The 16,421-nt window shown below is 38.0% G+C and carries 15 protein-coding genes; 12 read left to right on the top strand and 3 right to left on the bottom strand.

Translation table 11 applies throughout. The annotated features are described in order from the left end of the window. Positions 1-72: 72 nt before the first annotated feature. Both glnG and glnL read right to left on the bottom strand, forming a co-directional pair. The gene (gene glnG, locus Q9Q86_RS05880) at positions 73-1,572 is read right to left on the bottom strand and encodes a nitrogen regulation protein NR(I) (protein ID WP_112987220.1); all 1,500 of its coding nucleotides are present in this window, start codon (positions 1,570-1,572) and stop codon (positions 73-75) included. Next, positions 1,559-2,668, bottom strand: a complete 1,110-nt coding sequence (glnL, locus tag Q9Q86_RS05875) for a nitrogen regulation protein NR(II) (RefSeq protein WP_004954561.1) — start codon at positions 2,666-2,668, stop codon at positions 1,559-1,561. Before glnL ends, glnG begins: the two co-directional genes overlap by 14 nt. Positions 2,669-2,996: 328 nt before the next feature. Between glnL and rimO the strand changes: the two genes are divergently transcribed. The 12 genes from rimO to lpxA all read left to right on the top strand — a co-directional run bounded on the left by rimO (position 2,997) and on the right by lpxA (position 15,333). Next, positions 2,997-4,340 carry a 30S ribosomal protein S12 methylthiotransferase RimO gene (gene rimO, locus Q9Q86_RS05870; protein WP_004915625.1) on the top strand — a complete coding sequence of 448 codons (1,344 nt, stop codon included), beginning with the start codon at positions 2,997-2,999 and terminating at the stop codon, positions 4,338-4,340. Between the two features lie 51 nt (positions 4,341-4,391). Continuing rightward, a complete protein-coding gene (gene pyrH / locus Q9Q86_RS05865; protein ID WP_004662027.1) occupies positions 4,392-5,120 on the top strand; it encodes a UMP kinase in 729 nt (242 codons plus the stop codon). A gap of 77 nt (positions 5,121-5,197) precedes the next feature. Then, positions 5,198-5,752, top strand: a complete 555-nt coding sequence (gene frr, locus Q9Q86_RS05860) for a ribosome recycling factor (RefSeq protein WP_004915629.1) — start codon at positions 5,198-5,200, stop codon at positions 5,750-5,752. Between the two features lie 5 nt (positions 5,753-5,757). Continuing rightward, positions 5,758-6,507: a polyprenyl diphosphate synthase gene (gene uppS / locus Q9Q86_RS05855; RefSeq protein ID WP_112987219.1), complete on the top strand. Its 750-nt coding sequence runs from the start codon at positions 5,758-5,760 to the stop codon at positions 6,505-6,507. Positions 6,508-6,509: 2 nt separating this feature from the next. Further along, on the top strand, positions 6,510-7,334 hold the full coding sequence (locus Q9Q86_RS05850) for a phosphatidate cytidylyltransferase (RefSeq protein ID WP_004961691.1): 825 nt from the start codon (positions 6,510-6,512) through the stop codon (positions 7,332-7,334). After that, positions 7,335-8,531 carry a 1-deoxy-D-xylulose-5-phosphate reductoisomerase gene (ispC, locus tag Q9Q86_RS05845; RefSeq protein ID WP_004961694.1) on the top strand — a complete coding sequence of 399 codons (1,197 nt, stop codon included), beginning with the start codon at positions 7,335-7,337 and terminating at the stop codon, positions 8,529-8,531. Positions 8,532-8,536: 5 nt separating this feature from the next. Then, positions 8,537-9,892, top strand: coding sequence for an RIP metalloprotease RseP (gene rseP, locus Q9Q86_RS05840; RefSeq protein ID WP_112987218.1), 1,356 nt, complete (start codon positions 8,537-8,539; stop codon positions 9,890-9,892). Between the two features lie 32 nt (positions 9,893-9,924). After that, positions 9,925-12,456, top strand: coding sequence for an outer membrane protein assembly factor BamA (bamA, locus tag Q9Q86_RS05835; RefSeq protein ID WP_112987217.1), 2,532 nt, complete (start codon positions 9,925-9,927; stop codon positions 12,454-12,456). A 43-nt stretch (positions 12,457-12,499) separates the two neighbouring features. Continuing rightward, a complete protein-coding gene (locus tag Q9Q86_RS05830) occupies positions 12,500-12,982 on the top strand; it encodes an OmpH family outer membrane protein (RefSeq protein WP_112987216.1) in 483 nt (160 codons plus the stop codon). A 3-nt stretch (positions 12,983-12,985) separates the two neighbouring features. Next, a complete protein-coding gene (lpxD, locus tag Q9Q86_RS05825; RefSeq protein WP_112987215.1) occupies positions 12,986-14,056 on the top strand; it encodes a UDP-3-O-(3-hydroxymyristoyl)glucosamine N-acyltransferase in 1,071 nt (356 codons plus the stop codon). A 6-nt stretch (positions 14,057-14,062) separates the two neighbouring features. Further along, positions 14,063-14,548, top strand: a complete 486-nt coding sequence (fabZ, locus tag Q9Q86_RS05820) for a 3-hydroxyacyl-ACP dehydratase FabZ (RefSeq protein ID WP_004915652.1) — start codon at positions 14,063-14,065, stop codon at positions 14,546-14,548. After that, positions 14,545-15,333 (top strand): acyl-ACP--UDP-N-acetylglucosamine O-acyltransferase, encoded by a 789-nt coding sequence (gene lpxA, locus Q9Q86_RS05815; protein ID WP_042890730.1) that lies wholly within the window; start codon positions 14,545-14,547, stop codon positions 15,331-15,333. The genes fabZ and lpxA overlap by 4 nt, the downstream gene beginning before the upstream one ends. Positions 15,334-15,390: 57 nt before the next feature. Here the strand turns inward: lpxA and Q9Q86_RS05810 are convergent, their stop codons facing one another. Further along, positions 15,391-16,317, bottom strand: a complete 927-nt coding sequence (locus Q9Q86_RS05810) for an AraC family transcriptional regulator (protein ID WP_112987214.1) — start codon at positions 16,315-16,317, stop codon at positions 15,391-15,393. Positions 16,318-16,421 lie beyond the last annotated feature (104 nt).

The following is a 16,421-nucleotide window of genomic DNA, read 5'->3' as shown; positions in this document are numbered from 1 at the left end:
GGTTATGAGCTAGATCAATGTTTCAAAACGTCTCAAATAAAAAGCGAGTCACATTGACTCGCTTTTTATGGTTTATGCACTGCGGACTTCGTCATCATCCTCGTCATCAGCAGAGTCCATACCAAGCTCCTTTAACTTTCTGGTCAAGGTATTACGTCCCCAACCTAAAAGTTCAGCCGCATGACGTTTACGACCACGAGTTTGTTGAAGTGCTGCATTAATCAATGTTTTCTCAAACATTGGGGTGGCGATGTCTAAAAGTTTCATTTCGCCATTTTTGAGTTTTTGAATTGCCCATTGACCTAATAACTCATCCCAGTGATGAACAGCAATTCGGTCTACGATTGCAGGACTAGTCGTTGCTACAGATGCAGTTGAATCATTGTTCGATTTTTGGAGAGGAACTTGTTTCAATTCAGCAGGCAGATCTTCAGGATAGACTTCGCGACCTGTGATCATGACAGTTAACCAACGGCAGGTATTTTCTAATTGACGGACGTTGCCCGGCCAAGGTAACTGCTGCATATAATCTGTGGTTTCAGATCTAAGAATTTTAGGGCTTACACCAAGTTCTTTGCCTGCACGAGCAAGGAAGTGTTGAGCAAGCATCGGAATATCTTCGCTGCGATGTGCAAGCTTTGGAATATGAATGCGAATAACATTTAGACGATGATATAAGTCTTCACGGAAGCGACCTTCATTCACTAATTTTTCAAGGTCTTGGTGCGTTGCAGCAACAATACGCACATCGACTTTTACTGGAACATGCCCGCCTACACGATAGAACTCACCATCAGCGAGTACGCGGAGTAATCTAGTTTGAGTCTCAAATGGCATATCACCAATTTCATCTAAAAATAGTGTACCGCCATTTGCTTGTTCAAAACGTCCTTGATGTTGAGTGTTAGCGCCTGTGAAAGCACCTTTCTCATGTCCGAATAACTCAGTTTCAATTAAGTCTTTTGGAATAGCAGCCATGTTTAATGCAATGAAAGGTTTTGCACGACGTGGTGAGTGTTTGTGCAGAGCATGTGCAACTAACTCTTTACCTGTACCTGATTCACCGTTAATTAATACGGTGATATGAGATTGTGATAAGCGACCAATTGCACGGAAAACCTCTTGCATTGCAGGAGATTCGCCAATGATTTCTGTAGATTGCAGAGGTGCTGCTGCTTTGGTTGCTTCTTGTTGTTGTAGCTTATTGAGATGTAGAATCGCACGATTAACTAAAGCGAGTGCTTCATCAATATCAAATGGTTTTGGTAAATACTCAAAAGCACCCGTCTGATAACTTGAGACAGCAGACTCCAAATCTGAGTGTGCAGTCATAATGATGACTGGAAGTTCTGGATGAGTATTTTTAACTTTAGATAAGAAAGTTAAACCATCAATTCCTGGCATCCTGATATCAGTTAGAATGACATCAGGGGCTTCATCGTGTAAACGTTCAAGCGCTGTTTGTGCTTCTTCAAAATTGGTAACGTCAAAACCTTCTTCTTTGAATGTTTTTTCAAGTACCCAACGCATGGCACGATCGTCATCAATTACCCAAATTTTATTTCGTGACACGGTCTGACTCCCAAGGTAGATATAAGCTAAATATGGTTTTCCCAGGAATGGATTGACATTCAATCATTCCGTTATGTTGATGCATAATATTTTGCGCGATACTGAGGCCTAAACCTGTACCTTTTGCTCGCCCAGTGACTAAAGGGTAAAATACTGATTCTAAAATACTTTCTGGTACACCTGGTCCATTGTCCTCAATATCTACTCTTACCGTTGAACGGTTTAAAACACCATTTATGGTGACGAGGCGTTGGATACGAGTGCGAAGGGTAAGCTCTGGTTCAGAATCTACGAAAAATTCTTTATTTTCAGTCATCGCTTGCACAGCATTTACACTGATATTCAGCATGACTTGAATAAGTTGATCTCGGTCGGCCATAACATCTGGCAGAGATAAGTCATAATCACGTGTGATCTTAATTTTTTTCTTGGTCTGGTTCGCGATTAATGATCTAACTCTTTCTAATGGCTCATGGACATTAACATGTTCATAACTTGGTAATTGGCGCGAACCTAACATGGTATCAGCGAGATTGGTTAATCGATCAACTTCATTAATAATGATATCTGTAAATTCTCGATAACTATCATCACTTAAGCTTCGTGCAAGTAATTGTGTTGCTCCACGAATGCCTGCCAATGGATTCTTAATTTCATGAGCAACACCACGAACAAGTTGACGAGCAACTTGATGTTGCTGCACTAAATTTTCCTCTTTCGAAATTTTAAGCATTCGATCGATAGGATTGAGTTCAATTAATAATAATGGGTGATAGCTTTTACCTGAATTTAATTGGGAAACGGTATAGTCAACATGAATCGGTTTGAAGTTGACATTAATTACCGCTTCACGTCGGGTGTAATGCTGACCACTGTTTAAAGTATTAAGCAAGGCTTCGTAAGTATTAAAAGTATCATCATGTGCATGGAGCAAATTTAAGACAGGTTGACCTGATGCGCGCAATAAACTGATATCAAACAATGCTTCACAAGCTGAATTCAGATAAAAAATATTTAACTTACTATCGACCAATAAGATGGCAGTCGTCAGATTATCTACTAGAAGTCGATAGTCGATAGTGGTGTGTTGATCCATTTGTGAATCGTCCTGTATTAAAATGGCGCAATTAATATCAATATAAAAGAATAGCCATTAACGTAATGAATCTTAATAATGCAAAATACAAGCCAACTTTGTATTAGCGGAATTTCAATAACTTATTTCGTTAATGTTCTATTTATACGTTATTTTTCACATACATTAAGTTATTTTGAAATTTTATAGTGTTCTAAATTGGTGCAATGTTGGTTTTTGTTAAAAATACTGGTTGTATTTTGGTGCATTACACAAAGAGATGGCTTTGCGGCTATGCGGAAGGCGAGAAAAGACATACAATACGCCGATTCAAGTGGAGCGCAGATTCATGAAGACCCCCAAAGTCGGTTTTGTATCTTTAGGTTGTCCTAAGGCATTGGTAGATTCTGAACGAATTTTAACTCAGTTAAAGACTGAAGGTTATCAAGTTGCATCAGATTATGACGGTGCAGATTTGGTTGTTGTTAACACCTGTGGTTTTATTGAATCTGCAGTACAAGAGTCTTTAGACGCGATTGGCGAAGCCATGAGCGAAAACGGTCGAGTTATCGTAACAGGTTGTTTAGGTAAAGACGAAGACAAAATTCGCCAAATGCACCCAAATGTACTTAAAGTAACAGGTGCGGCAGCATATCAGGATGTAATGGAAGCAGTACATGAGTATGTACCTGCACCGCCAAAACACAATCCTTTTATTGATTTAGTCCCTGAACAAGGTGTGCGTTTGACACCTAAACACTACGCTTATTTGAAAATATCAGAAGGGTGTAATCACCGTTGTACATTCTGCATTATTCCAAGTATGCGAGGTGATCTAGTATCTCGTCCAGTAGGCAGTGTATTAGATGAAGCAGCAGCATTAAAGCGCGCTGGTGTTAAAGAAGTTCTCGTGATTTCTCAAGATACTTCAGCTTATGGTGTGGACACCAAATACAAATTAGATTTTTGGAATGGTCAGCCTGTTAAAACCAAGTTTTACGACATGTGCGAAGCGTTAGGGCAACTTGGTATTTGGGTACGCCTACATTATGTCTACCCATATCCACATGTTGATGCAGTAATCGATCTAATGGCTCAAGGGAAAATCCTGCCATATTTAGATATTCCTTTTCAGCATGCCAGTCCGCGCATCTTAAAATTGATGAAGCGACCAGCTCATAGTGAAAATACGTTAGAGCGTTTGAAGTTGTGGCGTGAAAAATGCCCTGAATTGGTGATTCGTTCTACCTTCGTGGTTGGTTTCCCTGGCGAAACAGAAGAAGACTTCCAAATATTACTTGATTGGTTAAAAGAAGCTCAGTTGGATCGCGTAGGTTGCTTTACTTATTCACCTGTAGAGGGTGCAACGGCAAATGATCTTCCTGATCACGTACCTGAAGAAATTAAGCAAGAACGTTATGAACGTTTTATGGAAGTCCAACAGGAAATTTCTGCTGCAAAACTACAAAAGCGTATCGGTCAAAAGATGACTGTGCTTGTAGATAGCTTGGAAGATGAATTTCCAGTAGCGGTAGCGCGTTCTTACGCGGATGCACCTGAAATTGACGGTAATGTTTTTGTAGAAGATATTGATAAAAGTGTGATTAAAGCAGGTGATCTGCTTGAAGTCGAAATTACTGATGCGGATGAATATGATTTATTTGCAAAGTTAATTCAGATTAAGTCTGCTTAATATTAAATGCGAAAAAAGAATTTATGAGATTGGTCGGTTTGGAGTAAAAGTATGTCAGCTTCTAAAAATCCACGTTATGCACGTATTTTGTTAAAGCTTTCTGGTGAAGCTTTAGCGGGTAATAAAGATATGGGTATTGATGCCCAAGTCCTTGATCAAATGTCGCTTTCGATTGCTCACTTGGTTGGTTTAGGAGTACAAGTCGGAATTGTAGTTGGTGGCGGTAACTTATATCGTGGAAGTCAGTTACAAAAAGACGGTTTGGTTGGGCGTGTAACTGGTGACCAAATGGGGATGCTGGCTACAGTTATGAATGGTTTAGCAATGCGTGATGCATTAGTGCGTCGCAACATTAAAACACGTTTAATGTCTGCTCTTCCGATCGGAACAGTTGTTGAATCTTATTCAAGTCGTGATGCGATTCGTCATTTAAGCCAAGGTGAAGTTTGTGTGTTTGTAGCAGGAACGGGAAATCCGTTCTTTACAACTGATACTGCGGCTTGTTTGCGTGGTATCGAGATTGAGGCAAACCTTATTTTGAAAGCGACGAAAGTTGACGGTGTCTATAACAAAGATCCAAGCAAATATGACGATGCTGTGAAGTACGATAACTTAACTTTTGATCAAGTACTTGATGAAAAACTTGGTGTAATGGACTTAACTGCGATTTGCTTGTGTCGTGACCATAATGTTCCATTGCAAGTTTTTGATATGAACAAATCTGGTGCATTGCTTTCTGTAGTAATGGGCGAAAAAGAGGGTACTCACGTTACGAACTAATGTACGTGAGACCGAAAGCTCTTTATACTAATGTTTAAATATTTTGTAATACCTAATGAATAAGTAAGGAAGATCATATGATTAACGATCTCAAAAAAGATAGCGAACAGCGCATGCAGAAAACACTTGATTCTTTAGAACAAGGTTTTGCTAAAGTTCGTACTGGACGTGCTCACCCATCAATTTTAAATGGTGTGATGGTTCCTTACTATGGTTCTGACGTTCCTTTGAATCAAGTTGCTAACGTAGGTGTTGAAGATTCTCGTACGCTTATTGTTCAGCCATTTGAACGTACAATGGTTTCTGCAATTGATAAAGCAATTCGTGAAAGTGATTTGGGTTTAAACCCAATTACAGCTGATTCAATTCGTGTGCCTTTACCTGCGTTGACTGAAGAAACTCGTCGTGACATGCAAAAAGTTGCTCGTAATGAAGCTGAAAATGCAAAAGTTGCTATTCGAAACATTCGTCGTGATGTTTTAGGTGATATCAAAGCATTATTGAAAGAAAAAGAAATTTCTGAAGATGATGAACGCCGTGCTGGTGAAGATATTCAAAAGATCACAGATAAATATGTTGCAGAAGTAGATAAACGTCTAGCTGCAAAAGAAGCAGAATTAATGAAGGTCTAATTTTTATGACCTTACAAGAAGAACCGCTTCTTCCAAAACATGTTGCCATCATTATGGATGGCAACAATCGTTTTGCAAAAAAAAATAAATTGCAAAAAGGTGATGGGCATCGTGAAGGTAAGAATGTCCTTGATCCGATCGTTGAACATTGTAAAAGAGTTGGTGTTCAAGCTTTAACTGTTTTTGCATTTTCAAGTGAAAATTGGAATAGACCTCAGTTCGAAGTTGATTTGTTAATGAAATTGTTAGAAGACACAATTCAAGAACAACTACCTCGAATGGAAAAATTCAATATAGCATTACGTTTCATTGGTGATCGTTCTAAATTATCAAATGAATTAAAAGATTTAATGTTATATGCAGAACAAAAAACGGCATCTTTCAATTCTATGACTTTAACGATTGCAATTAGTTATGGCGGAATGTGGGATATGGCGCATGCAGCCAAGTGTATCGTTCAAGATGTTGTAGATGGAAAAGTTCAAGTAGATCAGATAAATGTTGATTTATTCGATAAATATGTCAGTCTAAATGACTTACCTGCCGTAGATTTATTAATACGTACAGGTGGAGATTATCGTTTATCTAACTTCTTACTTTGGCAAGCGGCATATGCAGAATTGTATTTTACAGATACATTATGGCCTGAGTTTACAGTAAAAGAATTAGACCACGCTTTTGATGTATTTTCAGGGCGAGAAAGACGTTTTGGTAAAACATCTGAACAGATTCAACAAGCGAAAATAGAGAATTAATAATGTTAGAGCGGATTATAACCGCATTGGTATTAGTTGCTGTTGTTTTAAGTTGCATGTTTGCAACGCAATCACATTATCCAATGTTTATTCTTATGATCTTAGCTGCGGGGGTGGCTGGATATGAGTGGTTTAAACTTATGCCTCATGGCGAAGCACTGGTTTCAAAGCCTAAAGCTTGGATTTATGGTGGATGCGTAGCAGCAGTTTCAACTCTTGCGTTGTTTTTTGATGATGTTGCTTTATTGCTGTGGGCTGCGTCTATTTTATCTTGGCTAGGTAGTATTTACTGGGTCAAAAACTTCCCAGAATCAGATAACTGGTATAACGTATCTTTGTATGCCATAGGTTTTATCCTAATTTCTGCTGCGGTCACTGCATTATATTCAGTTTGGCATAGTTCACCATGGTGGTTAATGTATTTGTTCCTCCTTGTTTGGGGGGCGGATAGTGGTGCATATTTTGTCGGTCGTAAGTTTGGTAAGAAAAAACTTGCTCCAACAGTTAGCCCGAATAAATCAGTTGAAGGATTATATGGTGGTATTGCGACGACAGTAATTATTATGTTGGTTGTACAATATTCATATTTAAATTTAACTGCTATTCAACTTATCTTATTTCTAGTTCTATCAATCATCACAGTCTTTGCATCTGTTCTAGGTGACTTGTTTGAGTCAATGATTAAACGCCGTGCTGGAATCAAAGATTCTGGTCGCGTTTTGCCTGGACATGGTGGTGTACTTGACCGAATTGATTCTTTGCTTGCGGCAGCACCAATTTTTGCTGCAGGTATGTATATTTTGAAACTCATTGGTGTAGATCTTTAAATGACGCAAGCTGTTTGTATATTGGGTGTCACTGGTTCAATTGGTCAAAGTACATTAAAAGTATTGGAGCAGCATCCAGACCAATACAATGTGTTTGCAGTCTCTGCATATAGTCGTTTAGATGAACTTTTAAAAATATGTAAGCAACATCGTCCAAAAGTTGTTGTTGTGCCTAATGAAAAAGCACTTGAGTTAAAACAACTTTTTAATCAAGAAAATTTAATAAATATAGAGATACTCACTGATCAATCTGGCTTGATTGCAATCGCTGAACATAACGATGTTGATATTGTCATGGCAGCAATTGTGGGTGCTGCAGGATTACTTCCTACTTTGGCGGCTGTAAAAGCTGGCAAAAGAGTACTCCTAGCAAACAAAGAAGCATTAGTGATGTCAGGTGATATTATGATGCAGGCTGCACGTCAGCATGGTGCATTATTATTACCTGTTGATTCTGAGCATAATGCGATTTTCCAGTCTTTACCGCATGATTATCTGGATGCAGAAAGAACAGGACAGCCTCAGTTAGGTGTTTCTCAAATCTTATTAACGGCTTCAGGTGGACCTTTTTTAAATCATACCCTTGATCAATTAAAAGATGTGACACCTCAACAAGCTTGTAAACATCCGAATTGGTCAATGGGACAAAAAATCTCAGTCGATTCTGCCACTTTAATGAATAAAGGTCTTGAGCTTATCGAGGCTTGTCATTTGTTTTCAATTTCAGAACATTTTGTTACAGTCGTAGTTCATCCACAAAGTATCATTCATTCAATGGTGCAATATGTGGATGGTTCAACTTTGGCACAAATGGGAAATCCTGACATGTGTACTCCAATTGCACATGCGTTGGCTTGGCCAAAACGTTTAAAAACAGATGTTCCTGCATTAAACCTATTTGATGTAGCTCACTTAAATTTCCAATCTCCTGACACTATTCGTTTTCCAGCATTAGATCTTGCTCGTCAAGCAATGCGTGCTGGTGGGTTGGCACCAACTGTGCTCAATGCTGCAAATGAAGTTGCAGTTGCAGCATTTTTAAAACAGCAGATAGGTTTCACACAAATACCACAAGTTGTCGATTATGCTTTGCAAAATGTACAAAATGCTAAAGCAGAAAATATAGACATCATTTTGCATACTGATATGATCGCAAGACAAATTGCTGAAAAACACATTGTGGATATAGGAGGCTAAATCGTATGAATGCACTGTTTATGATTGTTGCAGCGATTTTGTTGCTTGGTCCATTAATTGCGATTCATGAATTTGGTCATTATTGGGTGGCACGTAAACTCGGCGTAAAAGTTCTAGTATATTCAATTGGTTTTGGTCCTACTTTATTAAAATGGCAGTCTAAAAAATCAGGTATTCAATATCAATTGTCAGCATTACCACTTGGTGGCTACGTAAAAATGCTAGATGAACGAGAGGGAAATGTTGCTGCTGAAGATTTGCCGTATGCTTTTAATCGTCAGTCTCCTTGGAAGCGTATAGCTATTGTTGCAGCAGGTCCTTTAATCAATTTGATCTTTGCTATTTTCCTATTTTGGATTCTATTTTTACCTGCTCAAGAACAGCTTAACACGCGTATTGGTAAAATTATGCCAAACACACCAGCTGCTCAAGTTGATTTAAAAGTTGGTGATAAAATCATAGAGGTGGATGGGCAAACAACGCCGACATGGGAAAAATTAAACTATACGCTTGTTGATAGAGTTGGCGAAACTGGACAAGTTTCAGTTGTTGTTGATCGCAGTGGTACTGAGAAGCAATTTAGTTTACCGATTAAAGATTTTTTAAAGGATCAGAGCCAATCACCATTGGATGTTTTAGGCTTTCTTCCATACCGTCCAGTGATTCCTGCAACTGTTAAAGAGCTAAGTGAAGATGGTGCAGCGATTCGTCAAGGCATGAAAGTTGGTGATCGTATAGTTTCGATCAATGGTGTCGCCATGAAAGATTGGTTCGATGTCGTTGATGTAGTGCAAAAATCTCCTGAAAAATTACTCAATATTGCTGTTGATCGTAAAGGTCAAATTGTTAACTTACAGGTTATGCCTCAAGGTCAGCGCGATAATATGGGGAATGTATCGGGCGTGCTTGGTGTGAAAAGTGATGTGGGTAAGATCACAATCCCGAATGAATACAAGCAAACAATTCAATATTCACCACTAGAAGCTTTAGGTGTTGCAGTTGATAAAACTGTTCAGCTCTCTAATATGATTTTTAACTCAATTGTTAAAATGGTGCGTGGTTTAATTGGTTTGGATAATTTATCTGGTCCAATTACGATTGCAAAAGTTGCGGGTCAGAGTGCTGAAATGGGATGGCAAACATTTATATCCTTTATGGCATTGATGAGTGTAAGTTTGGGTATTTTAAATCTATTGCCTATTCCTATGCTCGATGGTGGTCATTTAGTTTATTACTTTATCGAAGCAATTCGTGGTAAACCTGTTTCTGAACAAATACAGATATTTGGTCTAAAAGTTGGTATGGTACTGCTCGGTAGCATGATGCTTTTGGCTTTATTTAACGACTTCATGCGCTTATAAGCGCAAATGGAATTTAACTTACTGGAAAATATATGGGCATGCGTCACACACATTTATTAATGCCTTTGGCACTGGTTAGTGCGATGGCAGCGGTACAACAAGTATACGCAGCAGATGAGTTTCTTGCACAAGATATACGAATTGATGGCCTTGTGCGTTTAACACCTGCGAGTATCTATTCGATGTTACCAGTAAATAGTGGCGACAGAGTCAGCGATCCAATGATTGCCGAATCGATTCGTACTCTTTATGCTTCGGGTCTTTTTGATGATATTAAGGCATTTAAAGAAAATAATGTCCTTGTTTTCAAAGTGATTGAACGCCCTGTAATTTCAAAATTGGAATTTAAAGGCAATAAACTTATTCCGAAAGAAGCCTTGGAACAAGGTTTGAAAAAGATGGGAATTGCTGAGGGCGAAGTTTTCAAAAAATCTGCTTTGCAAATTATTGAAACAGAACTTGAGCAGCAATATACACAACAAGGTCGTTATGATGCTGATGTAACGGTAGAAACTGTTGCTCGACCGAATAACCGCGTTGAATTAAAATTGAATTTCAACGAAGGTACTCCAGCAAAAGTTTTTGATATCAATATTATTGGTAATACGGTATTTAGTGACAGTGATATTAAACAGGCTTTCGCTGTTAAAGAAAGTGGTTGGGCATCTGTCGTTACACGTAATGACCGTTATGCACGTGAGAAAATGGCTGCGAGCTTAGAGGCTTTACGTGCTTTATATTTAAATAAAGGTTATATCAACTTTAATATTATTAACTCTCAATTGAATATCAGTGAAGATAAAAAGAATATCTTTATCGAAGTATCAGTTGATGAGGGTAGCCAGTTTAAATTCGGCGAAACAAAATTCCTAGGCGATGCTTTATATAAGCCAGAAGAATTACAGGCATTAAAGCTTTATAAAGATGGTGAAACTTATTCACAAGAAAAAGTGAATGCTGTAAAACAATTATTGCTTCGCAAGTATGGTAATGCTGGTTATTACTACGCTGAAGTAAACGTAGTTCCTGAGATTAATAATCAGACTGGTATTGTTAATTTAAATTACTATATCAATCCAGGCCAGCAAGTTACAGTTCGTCGTATCAATTTTACTGGTAATAGTAAAACAGCTGATGAAGTTTTACGTCGTGAAATGCGCCAAATGGAAGGTGCGTTGGCGAGTAACGAGAAAATTGATCTCTCTAAAGTTCGTTTAGAACGTACAGGTTTCTTCAAAACTGTAGATGTCAAACCAGTTCGTGTTCCAAATTCTCCTGACCAAGTTGATTTAAATGTGAATGTTGAAGAACAACATTCAGGTACAACAACTCTTGCTGTGGGTTATTCTCAGAATGGTGGTATTACATTCCAAGCGGGTCTGAGCCAAACTAACTTTATGGGTACAGGAAATCGAGTATCTGTTGATTTATCTCGTTCTGAAACTCAAGATTACTACAACCTCAGCGTAACTGACCCATACTTTACAATTGATGGTGTAAGCCGTGGTTACAATGTTTACTATCGTAAAACCAAGTTAAATGAAGATTATAACGTTAATAACTATGTAACTGACAGTTATGGCGGTAGTTTAAGCTTTGGTTATCCTATCGATGAAAATCAAAGCTTAAGTGCTTCTTTGGGTGTTGATAAGACCAAAGTTAGAACGGGGCCAAGTGTTTCAACTTATATTCGTGACTATTTATTAGCGAATGGTGGTAAAGCTACGGGTAAGTCTACTTGGTGTCCAAGTGGTAAATTTGAAGAAGATCAGGATGGGAAAGTTAAAACTGATCCTGTAACCGGTTTACCTATATGTGAGGGTGGTTACGAAGACTACGAAAGTGCATTTGAAGGCGAATTCTTAACCTATATGCTTAATTTGGGTTGGTCTTACAATACACTGAATCGTCCGATTTTCCCAACTTCGGGTATGTCACATCGAGTTGGTTTAGAAGTTGGTTTACCAGGCAGTGATGTTGAATACCAAAAAGTGACTTATGATGCGCAAGCATTTATGCCATTAGGTAATAATTTTGTACTACGTGGCTATGGTAAGTTGGGCTATGGTAATGACTTGCCGTTCTACAAAAACTTCTATGCAGGTGGTTATGGCTCTGTACGTGGTTATGAAAACAGTACTTTAGGTCCAAAATATCCGAGTGTCATTTTCCAAGAAACAGGAAAAAATGACCCGAATCAGGAAGAAGTTGGTGGTAACGCCCTAGTACAATTTGGTACTGAACTTGCGATACCTTTGCCATTCAAAGGTGATTGGACTCGTCAAGTAAGACCTGTAGTGTTTGCTGAGGGTGCACAAGTCTTCGATACACAATGTGATGTGCCTAAAGGCGATCTTTTAGTTGATGGTAATAGTGTTGATATCAAACAATATTGTAAAGATAACTATAAGTTTGATTTTGGCAACATGCGTTACAGTGTTGGTGTTGGTTTTACTTGGATTACGATGATCGGTCCTTTATCTCTCAGTTATGCATTTCCGCTTAATGATAAGAAAGGCGATGATACAAAATCTATTCAATTTGAAATCGGTCGTACTTTCTAAGTACGACTTTACCCTAAGAATATAGAAAAGGAAGTAAGAAATAATGAAAAGATTATCAATATTGATGGTTGCTTTAGGTTTAACGGTTACAGCAAATGCAGGTGGTATTGCGGTTATAGACTTAGCTAAAGTCGTTGAAAGTAGTACATATCTAAAGCAGCAAAATGCGAGTTTAGGTCAATCGGTAAAACCTACTTCGACTAAACTAGAGCAGTTGGGTAAGGAAATAGAAGGTCTTCAACAGCAAGCTCAATCAGCGAATCAAGCTGATTTACAAAAACTTTCTGCTCAATACCAAGCCAAAGTTAATGAGTTCAATACAACTCAACAAAGTTTACAAACTAAAGTACAGTCATCTCTACAAACGATGAATACAACTTTTGAAAATCGTGTAAAGCAAGCTGCTGAACAATTGAGAAAAGAGAATAACTTAGACTTTATTTTAAATAAAAATTCTACGATTGCCTCTGACGCTCAGTATGATTTAACTGATAAAATGATCCAAAAGGTCAATGCAATGAAATAATCAATGAATAGACGTAGTTATCGTTTAGAAGAGATTGCTCACCTTGTACAAGGTGAGTATATCGGTCAAAAAGATTTTCAGATTCATAATTTAGCAAGTTTAGAACACGCACAGAATTATCACATTTGCTTTGTAAATGGTGAAAAATACTTAGCACAAGCTCAGGCTAGTCAGGCGGGAGCATACATTGTCACTGAAGCATTAAAAGAACAATTAAGCTCAAAACACAACTTTATCGTTGTTTCAAATCCTTATTTAGCTTTCGCTATGCTCACACATGTATTTGATAAAAAGAATGTGCAAAGAGGAATCGAAAGTACTGCTCAAATTCATCCTTCTGCGATCATTGCTGATGATGCCTATATTGGTCATTATGTTGTGATTGGAGAAAATTGTGTTGTCGGAAGTAATACCGTTATTCAATCCCAAGTCCATCTAGATGATGATGTGGAAATAGGAAAGGATTGCTTCATTGACTCTCATGTGACCATCACTGGTGAAGCTAAACTCAAAGATCGTGTACGCATTCATGCTAATACGACGATTGGTTCAGAGGGATTTGGTTTTGCACCATATCAAGGTAAATGGCATCGTATCGCTCAATTAGGTTCGGTTTTAATCGGTAATGATGTTCGAATCGGTTCAAATTGTTGTATTGATCGTGGCGCATTAGATAATACTATTCTCGATGATGGTGTCATTATTGATAATCTTGTGCAAATCGCCCATAACGTACAAATTGGTCAAAACACAGCGATAGCTGCGAATTGTGCAATTGCAGGAAGTGTGAAAATTGGCAAAAACTGTATCATAGGTGGTGGAAGTGCGGTTGCGGGACATTTAAATATTGCGGATAATGTGACATTGACTGGAATGTCAATGGTCACAAAAAATATTTCTGAAGCTGGAACGTTTTCTTCTGGAATTGGTCTTTTTGAAAATAACCATTGGAAAAGGACGGTTGTACGCTTAAGACAATTAGCAGATGTGCCATTGACCCAAATCACTAAAAGGCTTGATCATATGCAAGCTCAATTAGAGTCCCTTGAATCAACCCTTAAGTTACGTAAATAATTTATTATGACTGAGTCAACATCTCCAGCATTTACTATGCCTGAATTACCGATGGATATTCTTACAATTCGTGAATATTTACCTCATCGTTACCCATTTTTATTAGTTGATCGAGTTACGGAAGTTACTGAGAATAGTATCGTTGGCTATAAGAACGTATCTATTAATGAAGAGTTTCTCCAAGGGCATTTCCCGACATACCCAATTATGCCTGGTGTTTTGATCATTGAGGCTCTTGCTCAAGTGTCTGGAATTTTAGGTTTTGTTTTAACCAATCAGAAGCCCAAAGCAGGTTCATTGTTCCTTTTTGCAGGTGCGGAGAAAATAAGATTTAAGAAACAAGTTGTCGCAGGCGATCAGCTTATCTTAAAATCTGAGCTAGTTATGCAAAAACGTGGCATTTACAAGTACAATTGTAGTGCCAGTGTTGACGGTAAGATTGCCGCGACGGCTGAGATTATTATTTCCCATCAGAAAATTGAGCAGACATGAGTAGTCAAAATTTAATTCATCCAACCGCAATTATTGACGCATCTGCAGAAATTGCATCTGATGTACAAATTGGACCGTATTGTATTATTGGTCCAAATGTAACTATTGATGCAGGCACAAAATTACGTTCGCATGTTGTGGTCGGGGGATTTACTAAAATTGGAAAAAATAATGATATTTTCCAATTTTCGAGTATCGGGGAAATTTGCCAAGATTTGAAATATCAAGGCGAAGAGACATGGTTAGAGATAGGCGATCACAATGCTATTCGTGAACATTGTACCTTACACAGAGGTACTGTTCAGGATCAAAGTTTTACCAAAATTGGTAGCCACAATTTATTAATGGTAAATACCCATATTGCCCACGATTGTGTTATTGGTAATCATAATATTTTTGCTAATAATGTTGGCGTAGCGGGTCACGTACATGTAGGTGATCATGTGATCGTAGGTGGAAATGCTGGTATTCATCAGTTCTGCCGAATCGATTCGTATAGCATGATTGGTGGTGCGGCGCTTATTCTTAAAGATGTGCCTGCTTATGTGATGGCTTCAGGTAATCCTGCACATGCATACGGAATGAATATTGAAGGTATGCGTCGTAAAGGGTGGTCAAGAAATACGATACAAGGTTTAAGAGAAGCGTATAAGTTGATTTATAAATCAGGTTTGACGACTGAACAAGCGATTGCGCAAATTCGAGATGAAATTCTTGAAAATACGCCTGAAGCACAACTCTTTATTGATTCATTAGAAAAATCAACTCGCGGCATTGTTCGTTGATTTATATCTGATTGAATTCGAAAAAGACACTTAGGTGTCTTTTTTGTTTTTTATATCTTAACTTTCTAAAAATTTTTGGCGATACGGTTTGGGTGATAATTCATATGTACGTTTAAAAGCTTGGCTAAATGCTGTTTCAGACGTGTATCCCACCATATTGGCAATTTGTTGAATAGAGTAGTTACTTTTACGTAAATACTTGCTTGCGAGTCTCATACGGTGTTGCTGTAGATAGGCAAGGGGTGATTCTCCAATCACCTCATGAAACAGGCTTGCAAACTTTGAGCGAGACATACAGCATTGTTCCGCAAGGCTTTCAACAGTCCATGCTAATTCAGGTTGATTATGAATTGATGCTAAAGCATAGCTCAGTTCTGGATGATTAAGTGCACTCAGCCAGCCATGTTTAGTTGAAATATTTTGAATGTGGTCTCTAATACATTTGATCAGTAAAATACTTACAAGATGATCGATAATGATATCTCGACCTGCTTGAATATTTTGTGTTTCAAGGGCTAGAAAATGCAAACCGATTTGTAGCCATTCAGGCGCAGTTGTTTCGCCATGTTGTACATGAATGACATCTGGCAAGGCTTGCATGAACGGACGAGCCATGATGGTATCCATTTCACAACGGACGGTTAGAATCAGATTTTTTTCTACTGATTCTGTACCAAACTCGATGGCTTCATTTTTATGTCCATCAAACAAATTAGAAATATCTAAAGCATTAACTAACTTTCTGACCGCATTATCAGCTCCAGTATGTTGCTTTCCAGAGGTTATAATGACAATTTCACCTGCGTTCGCAGTTAAACTATTTTGTGAATTTAATTGAATATAAACAGATCCAACCAAAACGATGTGGACGATAAGAGCAGGTTGCTCATGACATAAAAATGACCATTCTCCTTGTGTTTTCAAGTAGATATATTCGGTTCGATTGAGATGTATATCATCAAAAATTTTACTTAAAGCATCCATAAGAACAATAATTTTATATTTCAGTTAGATTATAGGAAGCAGGGTTAATAATTCAATATGTGTTTAAGGGACAAAAACAGGGTGGATTATGCCAAAGACGCTGA

This window comes from Acinetobacter sp. A22 (genome assembly GCF_030913345.1).
GTDB classification, from domain to species: Bacteria; Pseudomonadota; Gammaproteobacteria; order Pseudomonadales; family Moraxellaceae; genus Acinetobacter; species Acinetobacter junii.
The sequence above is the reverse complement of the archived record's forward strand: the minus strand, read 5'-3'. Positions and strand labels throughout refer to the sequence as shown.

Bases quoted from the DNA above. Each gene is read 5' to 3' on its own strand.
- glnL (WP_004954561.1), bottom strand. From the start codon at position 2,668: ATGGATCAACACACCACTATCGACTATCGACTTCTAGTAGATAATCTG.
- rimO (WP_004915625.1), top strand. From the start codon at position 2,997: ATGAAGACCCCCAAAGTCGGTTTTGTATCTTTAGGTTGTCCTAAGGCA.
- pyrH (WP_004662027.1), top strand. From the start codon at position 4,392: ATGTCAGCTTCTAAAAATCCACGTTATGCACGTATTTTGTTAAAGCTT.
- frr (WP_004915629.1), top strand. From the start codon at position 5,198: ATGATTAACGATCTCAAAAAAGATAGCGAACAGCGCATGCAGAAAACA.
- uppS (WP_112987219.1), top strand. From the start codon at position 5,758: ATGACCTTACAAGAAGAACCGCTTCTTCCAAAACATGTTGCCATCATT.
- Q9Q86_RS05850 (WP_004961691.1), top strand. From the start codon at position 6,510: ATGTTAGAGCGGATTATAACCGCATTGGTATTAGTTGCTGTTGTTTTA.
- ispC (WP_004961694.1), top strand. From the start codon at position 7,335: ATGACGCAAGCTGTTTGTATATTGGGTGTCACTGGTTCAATTGGTCAA.
- rseP (WP_112987218.1), top strand. From the start codon at position 8,537: ATGAATGCACTGTTTATGATTGTTGCAGCGATTTTGTTGCTTGGTCCA.
- bamA (WP_112987217.1), top strand. From the start codon at position 9,925: ATGGGCATGCGTCACACACATTTATTAATGCCTTTGGCACTGGTTAGT.
- Q9Q86_RS05830 (WP_112987216.1), top strand. From the start codon at position 12,500: ATGAAAAGATTATCAATATTGATGGTTGCTTTAGGTTTAACGGTTACA.
- lpxD (WP_112987215.1), top strand. From the start codon at position 12,986: ATGAATAGACGTAGTTATCGTTTAGAAGAGATTGCTCACCTTGTACAA.
- fabZ (WP_004915652.1), top strand. From the start codon at position 14,063: ATGACTGAGTCAACATCTCCAGCATTTACTATGCCTGAATTACCGATG.
- lpxA (WP_042890730.1), top strand. From the start codon at position 14,545: ATGAGTAGTCAAAATTTAATTCATCCAACCGCAATTATTGACGCATCT.
- Q9Q86_RS05810 (WP_112987214.1), bottom strand. From the start codon at position 16,317: ATGGATGCTTTAAGTAAAATTTTTGATGATATACATCTCAATCGAACC.